This is a genomic window from Ruegeria sp. HKCCA6707, assembly GCF_013033515.1.
Taxonomy (GTDB): domain Bacteria; phylum Pseudomonadota; class Alphaproteobacteria; order Rhodobacterales; family Rhodobacteraceae; genus Ruegeria.
Genome location: NZ_WQEG01000007.1, coordinates 1 through 16,855 on the forward strand (window position 1 = coordinate 1; position 16,855 = coordinate 16,855).

Genomic DNA, 16,855 nt, shown 5'->3' on the forward strand with positions numbered 1-16,855 from the left:
CCGTCACACCGTCTCTCCAGTGGGTCCGCACAACCTCAGCTGCGCCGGTGAAGGGCGTTCTAAGTAATACTCAAAACTTCCGCAAGAAGAAAAAACATGAAATCCGAGAAAAAGCGAAAAAATTATCAAATATATTATTTATCAATAGCTTAAATGCCCATCCACCAGCGAAACCTGTTGATGAAGGCAAGATCATCACCCCAGAGCAGAGCGGCACGACGCTTATACACATGGTTACCCACAGACTCAGGTCCTGTCAGGCGGAATCGATCCGTCTTGAGCGCGTCATCAAGCTTGAAAGCGGCAAGCGGAGCAGCAGCAGGCCGGATATGACCGAAAGGTAAATCAAGGGTTCTGGTTGAAACCCTTTGGCCAGCATCACGTAATGGAGCCCGCCTAACAAAACCGCCGGATAAACGAGGACATGCAGTTTGCGCCATCGCGGACCCAAACGCCGAACAGAACAATTGTTCGACGTTACTGCCAAAGGAACCAGCAAAAGAAATCCAGCCATGCCGACGGTGATGTATGGACGCTTAACGATGTCCGCCCAAATCTGACCCAGCACCTGAACATCCAGAAACAGCCAGACCAAAAGGTGCAGGGTGACATAGGAAAAGGCGAGAACGCCAATGGCCCGGCGGAATTTCAGCAGGTTCAAACCCAGATACTGGCGCAAGGGCGTTACTGCCAGGCCAAGGATCAACAATTGCAGAGCCAACTCGCCCAGCTTATGTTCAAGCGCGGAGATCGGCTCGACGCCCAGACCACCCGTAAGCGCGCGATAGAGAAGCCAAGGAGCGGGTATCGCCCCCAAAAGATACACCGCCCAAACCGGGATTCTGCGAAGAGCCTGGTTCACTGCTGACATGGTTTAGTAGTTCTCCCTCAGGTCCATGCCTTCATAGAGGCCAGCAACTTCTGCTTCGTAGCCATTGAACATCAGCGTCGGAATGCGCTTGGCAAAGAGGCCACCGCCCACCTGGCGCTCGCTGGCCTGCGACCAGCGCGGGTGGTTCACATTCGGGTTTACGTTGCTGTAGAATCCGTATTCGTGCGGTGCTGACATGTTCCAGCTTGTGGGTGGTTCGTCTTCGGTCAGGGTGATCTTTACAATCGACTTGATAGACTTGAACCCGTATTTCCACGGAACCACCAACCGCAGAGGCGCGCCGTTCTGGTTCGGGATCGGACGATCATAGATACCGGTCGCCATGATCGTCAGCGGGTGCATCGCCTCATCCAGGCGCAATCCTTCACGGTAAGGCCATTCCAAAACCGGAAAACGCGTGCCGGGCATCTCGTCCGGGCGATAGGCCGTTTCGAAGGCCACGTATTTGGCACCTTCTTGCACACCTGCCATGTTAAGCAGGTCCGCCAGTTCGAACCCATTCCACGGGATCACCATCGACCAGGCTTCGACACAGCGAAAGCGATAGATTCGCTCTTCAACCGTCATCTCGGACATGATGTCTTGGAAATCATAGTCTCCGGGACGATCGACAAGGCCGTCGATTTGGACGCTCCATGGTTCGGTGACCAGAGTATGCGCGTATTTCGCAGGGTCGTCTTTGCGCGTCCCGAATTCGTAGAAATTGTTGTAGCTTGTGATTTCTTCCCAAGTGTTCGGCTCCAGCGCCTCTTGCGCGGCGGCTGGACGTGCCATCGCCGTCAGCCCGACACCTGCCAGCCCAGCCATGATTTGCCGCCGGTTCAGAAACGCCGATCGCGGCGTTACGTCAGCATGTGTCAAAGTGTTGGTCCAGCGATGCGCCATTCCGGTCTCCGTCTTATAACTTTGCTCGGTGTTCGAGATAGCGTTTGTTAGCACAGAGCCAAGGAAACACGCGTAACGATTAAGAGACTAAGCTGTAATGAAAACCCAAAGTCCGTTGCTGCGGCGCTAAAGCAACTCTGCGCAAAACGATTGCGAACTTTCCGCCATTCCTGTCGAAAGCATTCCTGCGATCGAATATCTTGCATCGCAAACAAAGTTTATTTTGGGATAGTCGAATTGCTTGTGTTCAAAGCCTTCCCGCTGTCATTTTCCATATTGTGGCGGTTTGTTCTTGTCTTTCCGGTCATGCTTGTTGCCCTATTCCTGTATGGGCTGGCAGGCGGATTGGTGGGTTTGTTGATAAACCTGCTGCTACCCGGTCTCTATTTCATTGTTTTCTTCTTCATCAGTGTTTCATCTGCTGTGATCCCTATTCTGGTAGGAAACCGACTTGGGTTTCTGGCAAGAAACATGACCCCGCGTGGCGGTTACAAAAAGCTCGTGGCACCCGCTCTTATGTACGGGGCAACCGAGGCTATCCTGGGCGGCTTGTTGTTGGCCCCAATCATTGGGCTGCAATTGACCACCTCCCTAACCGGATTGAGCAACGGCTTCGAACCCGCTCCTGTCGAACCACTCAGCGCCGTGCTTTCAGAGCACAACCCTGTGGTGGCGCTGATTGTCATTTTGGGGTTCTCGGCAGTGCGCGCGCTTCTGATGGTGCCGATGGCAGCGGCCGCACTCGGCCTTGATCCCAATGACCGGCCCTACACACCGTTTAGAAATATCGGGAAGTCCTTTCTGCCTTTATTCAGTCTGATAACGCTAAGCTACGTGCTGATGGTGATCCTGATTATCGCCGCAGGCATTGGGTTTGCTGCATATGCCGACGGAAACCCCGCATTTGCCAATCCGCCTGTGTACAAGGCCGATCCTTCCTGGTCGAATATGATAGCGGTGTTTCAGCACTATTGGGTCATAGTTGTAGCGGTCTTTATTATCGGTATTTGGACGCTCAGCCTACAATGCGCGGGTGGCGTTCTAGCCTATTTGAAACTACGCGGTGACGGTGCATTTGTCCCAATGCCAGAGACTAAGGATCAGCCGCTTGCCGCGGCTCCATTTGGCGCACAACCTTCGGGCCCGCGTATGTCAGCTGAAGATCTCCGCGCCTTGCGCAAAAGTCGTGAATTTCGCGATAGCTAGCAAATTACCAAAATAGGTAAGCCCTGCCAGGGTGGCAGGGCTTGTCTTATTTATTCGGACAGATCAATGCACGACGGCATCGTCGGGACGTGGGCGTTCTGAAGTGCCCAGGCGATCCCCGATGATCAGCCCATCCGAACCGGCAGTCACAGGGATGGTCTCGCCGTCCTTGATCTCACCAGCCAGCAGCGCCTCTGCCAGAGGGTTCTGCAGCGCACGCTGGATCACACGCTTGAGCGGACGTGCCCCAAAGACCGGGTCATAGCCTTCGTTGGCCAGCCATTCCCTTGCGCTATCGTCCAAAGCCAGCTCGATCTTGCGGGCAGCCAGACGTTTCTGCAAACGTGCCATCTGGATATCGACGATGCCATCCATATCGGCCCGCTTGAGCCGGTCAAAGATGATGGTCTCGTCCAGGCGGTTCAGGAATTCGGGCCGGAAATGCGCCCGGACCGCGTCCATCACATCCCGCCGTGCCTGTGCGCTATCTGCACCCTCGGGCAATTGGCTGAGCGCCTGAGACCCGAGGTTCGACGTCAGGATGATCAGCGTCTGTTTGAAGTCCACGGTGCGGCCCTGACCATCGGTCAGAACACCATCATCGAGAACCTGCAACAGTACGTTGAACACATCCGGATGCGCCTTTTCGACCTCGTCAAACAGCACGACCTGATAGGGCCTGCGCCGCACCGCTTCGGTCAGCACACCGCCTTCGTCATAACCGACATAGCCCGGAGGGGCACCGATCAGACGAGCAACCGCGTGCTTCTCCATAAACTCAGACATATCGATGCGCACCATCGCATTGTCATCGTCAAACAGGAAATTCGCCACGGCCTTGGTCAGCTCGGTTTTACCCACGCCAGTGGGTCCAAGGAACAGGAACGAGCCCAGCGGGCGCCCTTCGTCGTTCAGACCCGCACGCGCACGGCGCACCGCATTGGCCACGGCGGTGACCGCCGCATCCTGACCGATCACGCGGGAGTGCAGATCGTCTTCCATCCGCAGCAGCTTCTCACGCTCGCCTTCCAGCATTTTGGCGGTCGGGATACCTGTCCAGCGCTCGACCACGGATGCGATCTGTTCCGGCCGCACGGTTTCCTCGGCCATCATTGCGTTGCTTTCGGCGTTCTCGGCCTCGGTCAGCTGTTTCTCAAGCTCGGGTATGATGCCATAGGACAGCTCACCCGCTTTCGCCAGATTGCCTTCGCGCTTGGCGATCTCAAGGTCAGCCCGTGCCTTGTCGAGCTGCTCTTTAAGATCACGCGCGCCGGCAAGCTTGTCGCGCTCGGCCTGCCACTGGGCGGTCATCTCGGCAGATTGCTCCTGCAGGTCTGCCAGATCCTTTTGCAAGGTTTCCAGACGATCCTTCGACGCCGCATCATCCTCAAGCTTCAGCGCTTCTTCCTCGATCTGCATCTGCAAGATCTGACGGTCCAACTGGTCCAACTCTTCGGGCTTACTATCAACCTCCATCCGCAAACGCGAAGCCGCCTCATCGACCAGGTCGATGGCTTTGTCGGGCAGGAAACGGTCGGTGATATAGCGATGCGAGAGCGTCGCAGCCGACACCAGCGCCGAATCCGAGATGCGCACGCCGTGGTGCAGTTCGTACTTCTCCTTGATCCCGCGCAGGATGCTGATCGTGTCCTCGACCGTCGGCTCCTGCACCATCACAGGCTGAAAGCGACGGGCAAGGGCCGCGTCTTTTTCAACGTATTTGCGATATTCATCCAGAGTGGTCGCACCGATACAATGCAGCTCACCGCGGGCAAGCGCAGGCTTGATCAGGTTGGCAGCATCCATCGCGCCATCGGATTTACCGGCCCCGACAAGCGTATGCATCTCATCGATGAACAATATGATCTCACCAGCGGCTTCAGTGACCTCGGTCAGAACCGCCTTGAGGCGTTCTTCGAACTCGCCCCGGTATTTCGCACCGGCAATCAGCGCGCCCATGTCGAGCGCGAGCAGTTTCTTGTCTTTCAGGGATTCCGGCACGTCACCGTTGATGATGCGCAGGGCCATGCCCTCGGCAATTGCGGTTTTACCAACGCCGGGTTCCCCGATCAGAACCGGATTGTTCTTGGTACGGCGAGACAGAACCTGCATCGAGCGGCGTATCTCTTCGTCGCGCCCAATAATCGGGTCGATCTTGCCTTCGGCGGCCGCCTCGGTCAGGTCTCGCGCATATTTCTTGAGCGCGTCATAGCCTTCTTCCGCCGACGCGGTGTCGGCGGTGCGCCCTTTACGGATGTCATTGATCGCCTCATTGAGTTTCTGGGCCGATACCGCTCCTGCCTCCAAGGCCTCTTTGGCTTTGGACTTCACCATGCACAGCGCCATCAGAACCCGTTCGACCGGCACAAAACTATCGCCCGCCTTAGCGGCGATCTTCTCGGCCTCGTCCAGAACCTTGGCGGTCTGACTGTCCATATAGATCTGGCTTGCATCACCGCTGACCTTCGGGATCTTGCCCATCGCAGCGTCCAGCGCTTCAACCACGCGGGCCGGCGCGCCGCCCGCGCGTGTGATCAGGTTGCTGGCCAGCCCCTGATCGTCATCCATCAATGCCTTGAGTATGTGTGTGGGCTCCAGCCTCTGGTGTCCTTCGCGCAGTGCAATGGTCTGCGCCGCCTGCACGAATCCCCGTGCCCGCTCGGTGAACTTGTTCAAGTCCATGCGTTCTCTCCTTTTCAAAGCGCCTCTTGTATTCTGCGCCCGCTTGGCGGCACGCATCGGTCGAGGCCTCACATTCAATCTGGGAAATATCTCTGCCGGTTCAAGAGGCTGATCCGCAAATTCCCACCCTATCTGCGAGGTACTGAATAGAGAGTGTATCCCCCTGTCATCGCAACCTCGCGAGCGCCATACATCTCGACCAAAGACCGCGCCACATCGCTGCCGGAAGGGCACGAGACAAGATCAGCCGCGTCATCCAGAAAATTCACGGTGAACGCGGTTTCACCGGTCAATTGACACTCATCATCTGTGGACCGATAGCCGCCGACAAATCGCAGATCATCATTCGGAGGGACAACCGCATCAACCGAGGTTTCAGAAGGTGTTTGCTGACAGGCAGCCAAGGCAAGACAGAACAAAACCAGCTTTTTCATATCGGTCCCTTTCAAAGAATACCCCAGTTTATCACGAGACCGCACCACTTGCATGGACACAAGCGCCCGAACCCGCTAGGACGCAGACGTTTGCCAAAAAGGAGCCCCCCAATGTCTGATGACCGTCTGATCGTTGCCCTTGATGTTCCCAACGCCCTGCAGGGGCTGGCACTGGCCGAACGGCTGGGCGACAGCGTGTCTTTCTATAAGATCGGGCTTGGTATGCTGACCGGTGGCGGGCTCGCTTTGGCCAATGAACTGAAACATGACCATGGCAAACGCATCTTTCTGGATATGAAGCTGTTTGACATTGGCAATACGGTCGAAAGCGCCGTGCGGGGGTTGGCGCAGTTTGATCTGGATTTTCTGACGGTTCATGGCGACCCACATGTGGTGCGTGCGGCAAAAGAAGGCGCTTCGGGGAAGGATCTGAAGATCCTGGCGGTGACAATTCTTACTTCTCTTAACCGAGACGATCTGGACGCCAGTTTGCTCAAAGCTGGCGATGTCCAGGATCTGGTTGTCGAGCGCGCGGCCAAGGCGCTGGAGGCCGGGGCCGACGGTGTAATTGCCAGCCCGCAGGAGGCCGCCCTGATCCGTGCCCTGCCCCAAGCCGATGGCCGTCTGATCGTCACTCCCGGTGTGCGCCCGGCAGGGGCAGCGTTGGGGGATCAGAAACGCGTGGCTACACCCGCCAGCGCCATCAGTGACGGCGCAGATCACATCGTTGTCGGTCGCCCGATCCATCAAGCGGATGATCCAAAAGCGGCCGCGCAGGCGGTTCTGAACGAGTTAAATTCTTTGACACGGCATTGAACGCACCGGCGGTTGGCCACAAAAATCTTACAGCTTCGCGGTCCAACAGGTTGACCTTACGTCAGTTTTGCCGATTCTACGCCAATTTGCCCCTGTGCCCGAAACCACACAACACATTCCGTAGATTGCACACATGCGGTTCCACGCTATCGAAAAACTGTGTTTTCGGCGATTCTAGCAGGGAATACTCCCCGCGGGCCGTGTCTTCCTGAGGTCCGTCACCTTCCCCCGCACTCTTTAATGCGGGGGGTTTCTTTCAAACAGATGATGTTTCGGTTCAGTGCTGGGTATCCGCAAGGTAGTCCTGCAGCCGTGTTATCAGGTGAGGAACTGCCAAAGGGTGCGCCTCGAATCCTTTGGGCGTCATCATCTGCCATCCCTGCCCTTCGTCCCCGAACACGATCTGATCTCGATCTGTTGGCGGTCTTTGGGCGACAAAAAACCAATTCTGATCGTATTGCCGTGACCAGACAATATCAGAAGGCTTCAAACCCAACCCTAGTTCCTCAAGAGTTTCGCGTATCACACAATCCTGTGGGCTCTCGTCGTCCTCTCGGCCGCCTCCCGGAAAATCCAGATGCCCCGGAAACGGTATGGGTTTGTGACTGTCGCGTCGAATGACCAAAAGATCGGCGCCCAAGAACAACGCCACCTTCGCTCCGTTGAACTCCATCACTGGCTTTCCCTTTTGCACCCGACACATTAGCCTTTAGGGCATATCCCACTTCGCGCCAAAGCGCATTATACTGGATCAATATAACATGCCCGGCCTGTGCCGAGATTGCCTAACATGTCTTGATGACCAACGGCGCTGCCCCAGCTGTGGCAGCCCACGGATTACATCGCATCCTGAACTGTTCGACCTCACCATTGCGCATATGGATTGCGATGCGTTCTATGCCTCGGTCGAGAAACGCGACAACCCAGAGCTGGCGGATAAGCCTGTGATCATCGGCGGTGGAAAGCGCGGGGTCGTTTCCACGGCTTGCTATGTGGCGCGCATTCGCGGTGTACGCTCGGCAATGCCGATGTTCAAAGCCCTGCAGCTTTGTCCCGACGCCGTTGTGATCCGGCCGCGGATGTCGGTTTATGCCGAGGTGTCGCGCGAGATCCGCAAGATGATGGATGAGCTGACACCCGTGGTCGAACCACTTTCGTTGGATGAAGCGTTCATGGATCTGTCCGGCACGCAGCGTCTGCATGGCGCCCCACCCGCCGTCATGCTGGCCCGTCTGGTCAAACGCATGAAGGATGAGCTGGGCCTGACCGGCTCGATCGGGCTGAGCCACAACAAATTCCTGGCCAAAGTGGCCTCGGACCTCGACAAGCCGCGCGGGTTCTCGGTGATCGGAAAGGCGGAAACAGCGTCCTTCCTGTATGACAAACCGGTACGTTTGATCTGGGGGATCGGCCCTGCTGCGCAAGAGTCGCTGGAGCGCGCTGGTATTCGAACCTTCTCGGACCTCTTGCGCTGGGATCAAGAGGCGCTGACCGCAAGGTTTGGATCAACAGGATATCGGCTGTGGCATCTTGCACGGGGCCAGGACAAACGCCGCGTCTCGGCCCATGAACCGATGAAGTCTATCAGCAATGAGACCACATTCTTCGAAGACACTGCCAGCACCATCATACTGGATGGCCATATTTGGCGTATGTCTGAAAAAGTGGCCGATCGGGCCAAAGCCAAAGGTCTGGCGGGGCGCGTGGTCACTCTGAAGCTGAAGAAAGCCAATCACAAGATTATCACCCGGCGCGTGTCGCTGCGCGATCCGACGCAGATTGCAGACCGCATCTATCGCACCGCGCGCGCATTGTTCGATCAGGTTGGTGACGAGGGTCCCTATCGGCTGCTGGGCTGCGGCCTGTCGGATCTTTGCAGCGAAGATCAGGCCGACATATCGGGCGACCTTCTTGATCCCGGCGCGACCCAAAGGTCGCAGGCCGAACGCGCGACGGATGAAATCAGAAAGCGGTTTGGTTCGGACGCGATCCTGAAAGGCCGCGCATTGCGCTGAGCGCTATTCGGCTGCCAGCGGTGTTTGGTTCTGGCATAGACGGCAAATGTCTGAGATCACGTCTTGCAGAACCTGCCGGAAGTTCAGGAAATTGGCATTCGGTTCGATCCGGTCTTCGTCCATATAAAGCGCCCGATCAATCTCGATCTGAACCGCGTGCTGATTCCGCATCGGGCGACCATACGTCTGCGTGACATATGCCCCGGCAAAAGGTGCATTCCGTGCAACCCTGAAACCGGCCGCGACAAAGGCGCTTTCGATATGATCGACAATCTCAGGTGCTGCAGACGCACCAAACCGATCACCCAGAACAATCTCGGGATGCTTCGAGTTGGTGGGCCCGCTCAGCGCGACAGCTTCATGTGGCATCGAATGGCAATCCACCAGAATCGCGTGCCCGAACTGTTTGTGAGACTCCAGCAGAAGCGATTTGAGCCGCGTATGATAGGGGCGCCAATAGGTATCGATGCGCAAGCGCGCCTCATCCATTGTCAGCTTGCCCCGGTAGATGGCCCGCCCATTGGCAACAACGCGGGGAATCACACCCAGCCCTGACGCGACGCGCGGATTGTGCCCCTGCCTCCGCGCGCCCTGGATCAAGGCGGGGTCAAGCTCTTCCGCGCTGCGATTCAGATCCAGATAAGCCCGCGGCATCGCAGCTGCGATCAACGGAGCTCCATGTGCTGGTGCCGAGGCAAACAATTGATCTACAAAGGCATCTTCCGAAGACCGAATCGCATGTTGCCCCAATACCGAGTGCCGTAAAAGCGAGTCAGGATAGCGCCGACCGCTGTGAGGTGAAGCAAACACCACGCATGAACTGCGCGTTTCGGGCATATCCAGAACGTAGGCTGAACTGTGCATAAGGTCTCCTTGTCGGATACGAACATAGACTGGAAAATAGTTCTTCCAAACCCCTTGATCCCCTTTCCGACTCCTTTTATAGAGCCCGCTACCGGCGCGGGGTTCCGCGCCCCATTTCGTTATGGGGCAGGTCACGCAAAGGTTCATGGGCGGTTAGCTCAGCGGTAGAGCACTTCGTTGACATCGAAGGGGTCACAAGTTCGATCCTTGTACCGCCCACCATGATTTCACTGTTCCGGGCTTCCGGGACACCCGAGTAACCCAGGCGCTGGCCACGTCCTTGATGAAGGCGCCGCAGATTGGAGACAGACCATGAAGGTCAAGAACTCGCTCCGCTCGCTCAAGAACCGGCACCGCGATTGCCGTATTGTGCGTCGCAAAGGCCGCGTCTACGTGATCAACAAGACGCAGCGCAAGTTCAAAGCACGTCAGGGCTGAGAACAGCATAAATCGAATTCAAAAAAACCGCGCTTTTGGGCGCGGTTTTTTTGTTTTTGGTCCAAACGATTGCCAACTAGAACGTATAGCCGGCGTGCAACATGATTCCGAACACCATCAGCAGGTTCAGGACCATGGAAATCCCGTTGCCCAGATAGATCGGCAACTTGCCCACCACTAAACCGTAGACGAACCACAAAAGGGACAGCAGCGCATAAAGCGACCAGGATATAAGCGACTGGCCTTCGGCATGTTGGGAATGGGTGAAGTAGAGCTTGATAAGCTGCGGCACCGTCGCGAACGGGCCCGCGACGCCGACAAAGATCATGAAGCTTTCAAACCGCGCCAACCAATGGCCAAGATCCGACTTTTCCAGTTTTTCAGCAAGCGTTTCCGCCATGAGAACCCTCGTCGTCAATGTGATGCACCGTTCCGGTCGTGACCGAATAAAATCACGCAAACCCTAGCCCGAACACCCCCGACAACCAATACCTTTGAAATCGCAGTTTGCGCGACTTTTCTTGTGCGATGCCGGCTTCGCGTTCACCGGAACACGAGACATCAAGCCTGTGAAAACTGGCAGATTGCCGAAGCGAAAACTGCCCCCGGATTTAAGTTTACTAATTCTGTCAGTTTTACTTGCATCCTCAGCAAAATGGTATAATTGACTGAAACAGTCGGGTTGAAGCCCGCCACGAAATTCAACTTGGGAATCGATATGTTGAAATCTTCCACCTGCGTTGCTGCGGCGCTGACCGCTCTGATCGCAGCTTCAGCCGCCGCCGAAGGTGAGCTGAACCTATACTCTTCGCGCCACTATGACACGGACGAACGGCTATACACCGATTTCGAAGAGGCCACCGGCATCACGATCAACCGCATTGAAGGCAAAGCTGACGAGTTGATCTCGCGTATGGAAGCCGAGGGTGCGAACTCTCCTGCCGACATTCTGCTCACCGTGGATACGTCGCGTCTTGAACGCGCCAAGAACGCTGGGATTCTGCAAGCGATTGACAGCGAAGTGCTGGAAGATCGCATCCCTTCCAACCTGCAAGACAGCGATAACCAGTGGTTTGGCTTCTCGCAGCGCGGACGCATCATCTTTTTCAACAAAGAGACGGTTGATACTCCACCAGCCACCTATGCGGATCTGGCAAAGCCCGAGTTCAAGGGCATGGTCTGCATCCGCTCGTCGACCAACACTTATAACCAGACCCTGCTGGCATCGATCATCACGCATGAAGGAACCGAGGCCGCCAAAGATTGGGCCGCTGGAATTGTCGAGAACATGGCCCGCGACCCACAAGGTGGCGATACAGATCAGCTGCGGGGCATCGTTTCGGGTGAGTGCGATATCGCCGTTTCAAACACCTACTACTTTTCCCGCGCGATCCGCACGGATGTCAAAGGGGTTTCCGCCGAACGTGACATGATCGGGTGGATCTTTCCCAACCAGGACGGCTATGGCGCTCATATGAACCTGTCGGGCGCTGGCGTTGCCGCGAATGCGCCGAACAAGGACAACGCGGTCCTGTTTCTGGAATACCTGGCCAGCGATCAGGCCCAAGAATACTTCTCGGCAGGCAATGACGAGTTCCCGGCTGTGGTCAACGTCGAACTTGCGGACTCGGTCAAAGCTCTGGGCGAATTCAAGGCCGATGAGATTGATCTGTCGGATGTCGCCAAGAACATCCCCGAAGCGCAGAAGATCTTCAACGAAGTCGGCTGGAAGTAACCAAAATCCACTCACCGATCTACTGGGGGCGCAATTTCGCGCCCCTTTTTCTGTTGATTACCTTATAATTTTATCGCAATATTCTCATATTAGCGATTTCTTCTCACTTTAGGTCGATGCTAGATAACCTGTCAAACCGCCTCGCTACCAGATTGAATGAGCTACGCCAGTCTCGCGATTGGTCGCTCGACCACCTGTCGCAGGCCAGCGGTGTTAGCCGGGCAACACTGTCCCGCATGGAACGGGGCGATGTCAGTCCAACAGCAGAAACGCTGGGGCGCCTTTGCGCCGCTTACGGCCTGCCGATGTCGCGTCTGTTGATGATGGTCGAAGACAGTTTCGATCCCAAGATCCCTTTTGAACGCCAGCCCGAATGGCGTGACCCCGAAACTGGCTTTACGCGCCGGTCGGTCTCACCGCCAGCGACGGGGTTGAGCGGAGAGGTGCTTGAGGGGCATTTGCCACCGGGCGCAACCATCTCTTACGAGACCCCTCCGCGCCCGGGGCAGGAACATCATCTGATTTTGCTGGATGGCGCGTTGACGCTTACGGTGGACGGCACGGCACACGCACTCAATGCCGGGGATTGCCTACGCTATCATCTGGCTGGGCCAACGCGATTTGAAACCGGCCCCGCACGCGGGGCCCGCTATCTTTTGGTGCTGATATGATTACCCGCCTGACCGATGCCTATTTCGACAGCGCCGTGGATGACCTGACCGAGATATTGCATGCCTGTGTTCATACCGGTGCCAGCATTGGGTTCATCCTGCCTTTCCCGCGCGATCACGCGCGAAGCTATTGGCAGGATACCGTGCGACCGGGCGTGCAGACCGGGGCCGTGGACCTGTTTGCAGCTTACGAAGACGGGCGTATCCTTGGCACAGCACAGTTGATCCCGGCAGGGATGCCCAACCAACCACATCGCGCCGATGTCGCAAAGCTTTTGGTTCATCCAGAGGCGCGCCGGCGCGGGTTAGGCCGCAGCCTTATGCAATCGCTTTTTGACCGTGCCGCCGAACTAAACAGAACCGTACTTGTGCTGGACACCCGCAGTACCGATCCGTCGAAACTCTTGTACCAACAGCTTGGGTTTCAAATCGCGGGTGAAATCCCGGATTATTGCCGTAACCCCTTCGACGATCGATTGGAGCCTACAACCTATATGTTCAAGCACTTGGGCTGAGCCTGCATCAGGTATCAATATCCAACGCAAGCGCATGAATACGCGGCACGATATCGCCCAAGGCCTTATGCACAGCGCGATGACGCGCGACACGTGACTGCCCGTCAAATGCAGCCGCCCGAATCCGCACATTGAAGTGGCTTTCACCACCCTCTTGATACCCTGCATGGCCGCGATGGCTTTCGCTGTCGTCCACGACCTCCAGTTCAGTGGGGTCAAAGGCCGCCTGCAGGCATTCCCGAATTTCATCCGTCACAGTCATTTTTCCGCTCGACGGCAAAAAACTTGCCGCTCCCCTCTTCTACTTTCTGAGCCTTAGATTAAACTGCTGCCTCCGAGTCGAAAAGACGCGTTCGAAGGAGCAGGCCCATGACGAAATCAGATCCGTTCGGATTCGATATGTCCGTATCCAGCGCAAAGAAAAAGAAACCGCGCGGACGTCGGGGCATGTCGGGCGCGTCCGAAACTTCGGTCCGCATCTGTGACCATCCCGATTGCGAAGAACCGGGCAAGTTTCGCGCCCCAAAGGCACCTGATGTGTTGGACGACTTTTACTGGTTCTGTCAGCAGCATGTGCGTGAATATAACCAGAAATGGAACTTTTTCGACGGCACGACCGAGGCCGAGCTGAACGCACAACGCTCGAAAGACAAGGTGTGGGAGCGGGAAACCAAGCCCATGGGCGACCCCGAGGCGCGGGCCTGGGCGCGGCTGGGCATCGAAGACCCGCATCAGGTTCTGGGTGCAAACGGGACGCAGAACAAAGGCCGCACAGCCGGTACCGGTGGTCGCCGCCTGCCCCCGACCGAACGACGCGCGATCGAAATTCTCGAAGCCAATGACAGCTGGTCCAAGGCAGAAGTGCGCAAGGCCTATAAGAAATTGATCAAGGTTCTGCACCCTGACATGAATGGCGGTGACCGCAGTCAGGAAGAACAACTGCAAGAAGTCGTCTGGGCCTGGGATCAAATCAAGGACAGCCGGAACTTTAAGTGACTTTGGCCAAGCAACAGCCGCAGACGTTGACAGCCATGGCCGTCGACGTGCTGACCACGGCAGATGGCCGTGAAAAAACCGCGAAGTCGCGAGACTATGCTGCGCGCTGGCAGGCCGCTCGGGCTGGGGGTGAACTGATTGAGATTGGCGCTGCAACGCCCCCCGATCACCCCTCGCGCCCGGAAAAGCCCGAACTGCTCAGCCCGCGCGATGTGCCAAAGCGCAAGCCGGGATCCCCGGCAGGGCGTATCGCGTTGCTGCATGCGGTGGCGCATATCGAGTTGAACGCTGTGGATCTGCACTGGGACATCATCGCGCGCTTTTCCCATGTGCCGATGCCCATGGGATTTTACGACGATTGGGTCAAGGCGGCCGATGAGGAATCCAAGCATTTCAATCTGATCTGCGATTGCCTGAAAAACATGGGCAGTTTTTATGGCGCCCTGCCTGCCCATGCGGGCATGTGGCGGGCGGCCACCGATACGATGGAAGACCTGCAAGGCCGACTGGCCATCGTGCCCATGGTGCTTGAAGCGCGCGGGTTGGATGTGACCCCTGGCATGATCGATATCTTCCAGAAGGCCGGAGCAACCGACGCCGTCGAAAGCCTAAAGGTCATTTATGCCGAAGAGGTCAGCCATGTGGCCTATGGGGCCAAGTGGTTCAACTTTGGCTGCGGGCGCGACAATAGCGACCCCAAAGAGGCGTTCCACGCACTGGTCAGAAAATACTTCAAAGGCGGGCTGAAGCCGCCATTTAACGAAGAAAAACGGGCCGAAGCCGGGCTGCCACCCGATTTCTACTGGCCCCTGGCTGATGAGTTGCCCGCTTACGTGCGCTGATCCAGCGCATAACCTGACGCCCCCTCCTTAGACGTCCTGTCATTGTTACAAATGCCTGTTACCGCCCCGAGTATGGGCCGGTGTTCAGGCCCATATCCGATTTGTCCGAAAGGAGATTTAGATATGGAAAACCTGATCTTCTCAGTTCACGCGACGGCATTATGGTGCGCCTTGGGCGCGGCCCTGCTGCTTTGCGGTTATCTGTCTTTGAACTTGAGGCGCCCGCAACTTGGGCTCTGGCCAAGCGCCAGCGGCTGGCGACATCATACCGCCTTTGGATTGTTCCGGCTGTTTTGCGGGGCAACCGTAGTCTTTGCGTTTAGCGAGGTTTGGGTGAATGGTTGGGGCCATTGGATCCGCTATGCCATCGGCCTGCCCATCATGGTGCTGTCCTTTGGGATAACGCTTTGGGGTTATCGTTTTCTGGGCCTCGACAACACCTATTGCGAAAGCGAGGGTCTGGTGACCGGTGGCATGTATGCCTATTCCCGCAACCCTCAATATGTGACGTCGGTCCTGTCCACGGTTGGGTTAGGGATCACCAGCGGATCCTGGACAACGCTGATGCTGGCGGCGATCCTCTTCGTGATCTACTTTTTGTTTGTCCTCAATGAAGAGCGGTGGCTGCTGCATGGCTATGGCCGAGCCTTTCAGGACTATATGCAATCGACCCCGCGCTTTGTGGACGAACGCAGTCTGATACGCGTGCGCGACGCCCTTCTCGACTAGGCTGGGCCTATCAATAAGGCCAGTTTGAAAGAATAATCCGTTCAGCTTGCGCCGGGGGCGGCTTTCCCTTGCCCTCACCCGGAATATGTTGCACCACACACAGGTTCAAACCCGGTGAACGGGCCACAGGATAAGGACAAGGCGCATGGCTGACGGATCGATTGACGTAAACGCAAAACCTACCGAAGAAATCTCGGTCCGTGACGTGTTCGGCATTGACAGCGACATGAATGTCAAAGGCTTTGCCGAGGCCACCGATCGTGTCCCAGCCATCGATCCGACCTATAAGTTCGACCCTGAAACCACGCTGGCGATTCTGGCTGGCTTTAGCCATAACCGCCGCGTCATGATCCAAGGGTATCACGGAACGGGTAAGTCCACCCATATCGAACAAGTCGCTGCCCGCCTGAATTGGCCTGCAGTCCGAGTGAACCTGGACAGCCATATCAGCCGGATCGACCTGATCGGTAAAGACGCCATCAAATTGCGCGACGGGAAGCAGGTGACCGAATTCCACGAGGGTATCCTGCCCTGGGCCCTGCGCAATCCTGTTGCGATTGTGTTTGACGAATACGACGCGGGCCGTGCGGATGTGATGTTCGTGATCCAGCGTGTGTTGGAACATGACGGCAAGCTGACTTTGCTTGACCAGAACGAGATCATTACGCCGAACCCCAATTTCCGCTTGTTTGCTACGGCAAACACCGTTGGCTTGGGTGACACAACCGGCCTCTACCACGGCACCCAGCAGATCAACCAGGCTCAGATGGACCGTTGGTCTTTGGTGTCGACGCTCAACTATCTCAGCCACGATGCCGAGACGATGATCGTTCTCTCAAAAGCGCCGCATTACAACACCGCTGAGGGCCGTAAAACCGTCAGCCAGATGGTCACCGTGGCCGACCTGACCCGGACCGCCTTCATGAACGGCGACCTGTCTACGGTCATGAGCCCGCGGACCGTAATCAACTGGGCGCAGAACGCCGAGATCTTCCGTAATGTTGGCTATGCCTTCCGACTGTCCTTCCTGAACAAATGTGACGAGCTGGAACGTCAGACCGTCGCTGAGTTCTACCAGCGTTGCTTTGACGAGGAACTGCCTGAGAGCGCAGCAAGCGCAAGTCTGGGCTAGAGC

At 56.7% G+C, this 16,855-nt stretch carries 20 protein-coding genes and 1 tRNA gene; 13 read left to right on the forward strand and 8 right to left on the reverse strand.

The window, feature by feature from the left end; all coding sequences use genetic code 11:
- Window positions 1-344: hypothetical protein (locus GOW40_RS22065; protein ID WP_217352320.1), on the forward strand; the 344-nt coding region annotated here is incomplete at its 5' end.
- On the opposite strand, the gene msrQ is transcribed toward GOW40_RS22065, so the two are convergent.
- A complete protein-coding gene (gene msrQ, locus GOW40_RS16605) occupies window positions 257-871 on the reverse strand; it encodes a protein-methionine-sulfoxide reductase heme-binding subunit MsrQ (RefSeq protein WP_171133018.1) in 615 nt (204 codons plus the stop codon). The genes GOW40_RS22065 and msrQ overlap by 88 nt on opposite strands.
- A gap of 3 nt (window positions 872-874) precedes the next feature.
- The gene (gene msrP / locus GOW40_RS16610) at window positions 875-1,777 is read right to left on the reverse strand and encodes a protein-methionine-sulfoxide reductase catalytic subunit MsrP (protein ID WP_171133019.1); all 903 of its coding nucleotides are present in this window, start codon (window positions 1,775-1,777) and stop codon (window positions 875-877) included.
- Between the two features lie 243 nt (window positions 1,778-2,020).
- Between msrP and GOW40_RS16615 the strand changes: the two genes are divergently transcribed.
- Complete coding sequence (locus GOW40_RS16615; RefSeq protein ID WP_217352321.1) at window positions 2,021-2,983, forward strand: hypothetical protein; 963 nt, start codon at window positions 2,021-2,023, stop codon at window positions 2,981-2,983.
- 63 nt (window positions 2,984-3,046) lie between these two features.
- Here the strand turns inward: GOW40_RS16615 and clpB are convergent, their stop codons facing one another.
- Both clpB and GOW40_RS16625 read right to left on the reverse strand, forming a co-directional pair.
- On the reverse strand, window positions 3,047-5,665 hold the full coding sequence (gene clpB, locus GOW40_RS16620) for an ATP-dependent chaperone ClpB (RefSeq protein ID WP_171133021.1): 2,619 nt from the start codon (window positions 5,663-5,665) through the stop codon (window positions 3,047-3,049).
- A 128-nt stretch (window positions 5,666-5,793) separates the two neighbouring features.
- Window positions 5,794-6,099, reverse strand: coding sequence for a hypothetical protein (locus GOW40_RS16625; RefSeq protein WP_171133022.1), 306 nt, complete (start codon window positions 6,097-6,099; stop codon window positions 5,794-5,796).
- Between the two features lie 111 nt (window positions 6,100-6,210).
- On the opposite strand from GOW40_RS16625, the gene pyrF reads away from it, so the two are divergent.
- Window positions 6,211-6,915, forward strand: coding sequence for an orotidine-5'-phosphate decarboxylase (gene pyrF, locus GOW40_RS16630; protein ID WP_171136712.1), 705 nt, complete (start codon window positions 6,211-6,213; stop codon window positions 6,913-6,915).
- 277 nt (window positions 6,916-7,192) lie between these two features.
- On the opposite strand, the gene GOW40_RS16635 is transcribed toward pyrF, so the two are convergent.
- A complete protein-coding gene (locus tag GOW40_RS16635) occupies window positions 7,193-7,588 on the reverse strand; it encodes an NUDIX hydrolase (protein ID WP_171133024.1) in 396 nt (131 codons plus the stop codon).
- Between the two features lie 88 nt (window positions 7,589-7,676).
- Here GOW40_RS16635 and GOW40_RS16640 point away from each other — a divergent pair, with 88 nt between their 5' ends.
- Entirely contained in the window at window positions 7,677-8,930 is a 1,254-nt protein-coding gene (locus GOW40_RS16640; RefSeq protein WP_171133025.1) for a DNA polymerase IV, read from the forward strand.
- Between the two features lie 3 nt (window positions 8,931-8,933).
- On the opposite strand, the gene GOW40_RS16645 is transcribed toward GOW40_RS16640, so the two are convergent.
- Complete coding sequence (locus tag GOW40_RS16645; RefSeq protein WP_171133026.1) at window positions 8,934-9,794, reverse strand: N-formylglutamate amidohydrolase; 861 nt, start codon at window positions 9,792-9,794, stop codon at window positions 8,934-8,936.
- Window positions 9,795-9,941: 147 nt separating this feature from the next.
- Here GOW40_RS16645 and GOW40_RS16650 point away from each other — a divergent pair.
- Together GOW40_RS16650 and ykgO are read left to right on the forward strand one after the other, a co-directional pair.
- Window positions 9,942-10,016, forward strand: a tRNA-Val gene (locus tag GOW40_RS16650).
- A gap of 90 nt (window positions 10,017-10,106) precedes the next feature.
- Window positions 10,107-10,232: a type B 50S ribosomal protein L36 gene (gene ykgO, locus GOW40_RS16655; protein WP_008755722.1), complete on the forward strand. Its 126-nt coding sequence runs from the start codon at window positions 10,107-10,109 to the stop codon at window positions 10,230-10,232.
- A 76-nt stretch (window positions 10,233-10,308) separates the two neighbouring features.
- Here the strand turns inward: ykgO and GOW40_RS16660 are convergent, their stop codons facing one another.
- Window positions 10,309-10,632, reverse strand: a complete 324-nt coding sequence (locus GOW40_RS16660; protein ID WP_171102421.1) for a SemiSWEET transporter — start codon at window positions 10,630-10,632, stop codon at window positions 10,309-10,311.
- 318 nt (window positions 10,633-10,950) lie between these two features.
- On the opposite strand from GOW40_RS16660, the gene GOW40_RS16665 reads away from it, so the two are divergent.
- The 3 genes from GOW40_RS16665 (at window position 10,951) to GOW40_RS16675 (ending at window position 13,153) form a co-directional block, all read left to right on the forward strand.
- Complete coding sequence (locus tag GOW40_RS16665; RefSeq protein WP_171133027.1) at window positions 10,951-11,967, forward strand: Fe(3+) ABC transporter substrate-binding protein; 1,017 nt, start codon at window positions 10,951-10,953, stop codon at window positions 11,965-11,967.
- 116 nt (window positions 11,968-12,083) lie between these two features.
- A complete protein-coding gene (locus tag GOW40_RS16670) occupies window positions 12,084-12,638 on the forward strand; it encodes a helix-turn-helix domain-containing protein (RefSeq protein WP_171102423.1) in 555 nt (184 codons plus the stop codon).
- Window positions 12,635-13,153 carry a GNAT family N-acetyltransferase gene (locus tag GOW40_RS16675; RefSeq protein WP_171102424.1) on the forward strand — a complete coding sequence of 173 codons (519 nt, stop codon included), beginning with the start codon at window positions 12,635-12,637 and terminating at the stop codon, window positions 13,151-13,153. Before GOW40_RS16670 ends, GOW40_RS16675 begins: the two co-directional genes overlap by 4 nt.
- A gap of 7 nt (window positions 13,154-13,160) precedes the next feature.
- Here GOW40_RS16675 and GOW40_RS16680 read toward each other — a convergent pair whose 3' ends face one another.
- Window positions 13,161-13,415, reverse strand: a complete 255-nt coding sequence (locus GOW40_RS16680) for a BolA family transcriptional regulator (protein ID WP_171102425.1) — start codon at window positions 13,413-13,415, stop codon at window positions 13,161-13,163.
- A 107-nt stretch (window positions 13,416-13,522) separates the two neighbouring features.
- Between GOW40_RS16680 and GOW40_RS16685 the strand changes: the two genes are divergently transcribed.
- The 4 genes from GOW40_RS16685 to cobS all read left to right on the forward strand — a co-directional run bounded on the left by GOW40_RS16685 (window position 13,523) and on the right by cobS (window position 16,852).
- Complete coding sequence (locus GOW40_RS16685; RefSeq protein WP_171102426.1) at window positions 13,523-14,149, forward strand: J domain-containing protein; 627 nt, start codon at window positions 13,523-13,525, stop codon at window positions 14,147-14,149.
- Window positions 14,150-14,184: 35 nt separating this feature from the next.
- Window positions 14,185-14,991 (forward strand): ferritin-like domain-containing protein, encoded by an 807-nt coding sequence (locus tag GOW40_RS16690; RefSeq protein ID WP_171133118.1) that lies wholly within the window; start codon window positions 14,185-14,187, stop codon window positions 14,989-14,991.
- 123 nt (window positions 14,992-15,114) lie between these two features.
- Window positions 15,115-15,720 carry an isoprenylcysteine carboxylmethyltransferase family protein gene (locus GOW40_RS16695; RefSeq protein ID WP_171133028.1) on the forward strand — a complete coding sequence of 202 codons (606 nt, stop codon included), beginning with the start codon at window positions 15,115-15,117 and terminating at the stop codon, window positions 15,718-15,720.
- A gap of 145 nt (window positions 15,721-15,865) precedes the next feature.
- Window positions 15,866-16,852, forward strand: coding sequence for a cobaltochelatase subunit CobS (cobS, locus tag GOW40_RS16700; protein WP_171133029.1), 987 nt, complete (start codon window positions 15,866-15,868; stop codon window positions 16,850-16,852).
- Window positions 16,853-16,855 lie beyond the last annotated feature (3 nt).

Coding starts and splice junctions, on each gene's coding strand:
- GOW40_RS16685 (WP_171102426.1), top strand. CDS start 13,523: ATGACGAAATCAGATCCGTTCGGATTCGATATGTCCGTATCCAGCGCA.
- msrQ (WP_171133018.1), bottom strand. CDS start 871: ATGTCAGCAGTGAACCAGGCTCTTCGCAGAATCCCGGTTTGGGCGGTG.
- GOW40_RS16690 (WP_171133118.1), top strand. CDS start 14,185: ATGGCCGTCGACGTGCTGACCACGGCAGATGGCCGTGAAAAAACCGCG.
- GOW40_RS16625 (WP_171133022.1), bottom strand. CDS start 6,099: ATGAAAAAGCTGGTTTTGTTCTGTCTTGCCTTGGCTGCCTGTCAGCAA.
- GOW40_RS16635 (WP_171133024.1), bottom strand. CDS start 7,588: ATGGAGTTCAACGGAGCGAAGGTGGCGTTGTTCTTGGGCGCCGATCTT.
- GOW40_RS16695 (WP_171133028.1), top strand. CDS start 15,115: ATGGAAAACCTGATCTTCTCAGTTCACGCGACGGCATTATGGTGCGCC.
- GOW40_RS16675 (WP_171102424.1), top strand. CDS start 12,635: ATGATTACCCGCCTGACCGATGCCTATTTCGACAGCGCCGTGGATGAC.
- GOW40_RS16680 (WP_171102425.1), bottom strand. CDS start 13,415: ATGACTGTGACGGATGAAATTCGGGAATGCCTGCAGGCGGCCTTTGAC.
- GOW40_RS16670 (WP_171102423.1), top strand. CDS start 12,084: ATGCTAGATAACCTGTCAAACCGCCTCGCTACCAGATTGAATGAGCTA.
- clpB (WP_171133021.1), bottom strand. CDS start 5,665: ATGGACTTGAACAAGTTCACCGAGCGGGCACGGGGATTCGTGCAGGCG.
- GOW40_RS16640 (WP_171133025.1), top strand. CDS start 7,677: ATGCCCGGCCTGTGCCGAGATTGCCTAACATGTCTTGATGACCAACGG.
- cobS (WP_171133029.1), top strand. CDS start 15,866: ATGGCTGACGGATCGATTGACGTAAACGCAAAACCTACCGAAGAAATC.
- msrP (WP_171133019.1), bottom strand. CDS start 1,777: ATGGCGCATCGCTGGACCAACACTTTGACACATGCTGACGTAACGCCG.
- GOW40_RS16665 (WP_171133027.1), top strand. CDS start 10,951: ATGTTGAAATCTTCCACCTGCGTTGCTGCGGCGCTGACCGCTCTGATC.
- pyrF (WP_171136712.1), top strand. CDS start 6,211: ATGTCTGATGACCGTCTGATCGTTGCCCTTGATGTTCCCAACGCCCTG.
- ykgO (WP_008755722.1), top strand. CDS start 10,107: ATGAAGGTCAAGAACTCGCTCCGCTCGCTCAAGAACCGGCACCGCGAT.
- GOW40_RS16645 (WP_171133026.1), bottom strand. CDS start 9,794: ATGCACAGTTCAGCCTACGTTCTGGATATGCCCGAAACGCGCAGTTCA.
- GOW40_RS16660 (WP_171102421.1), bottom strand. CDS start 10,632: ATGGCGGAAACGCTTGCTGAAAAACTGGAAAAGTCGGATCTTGGCCAT.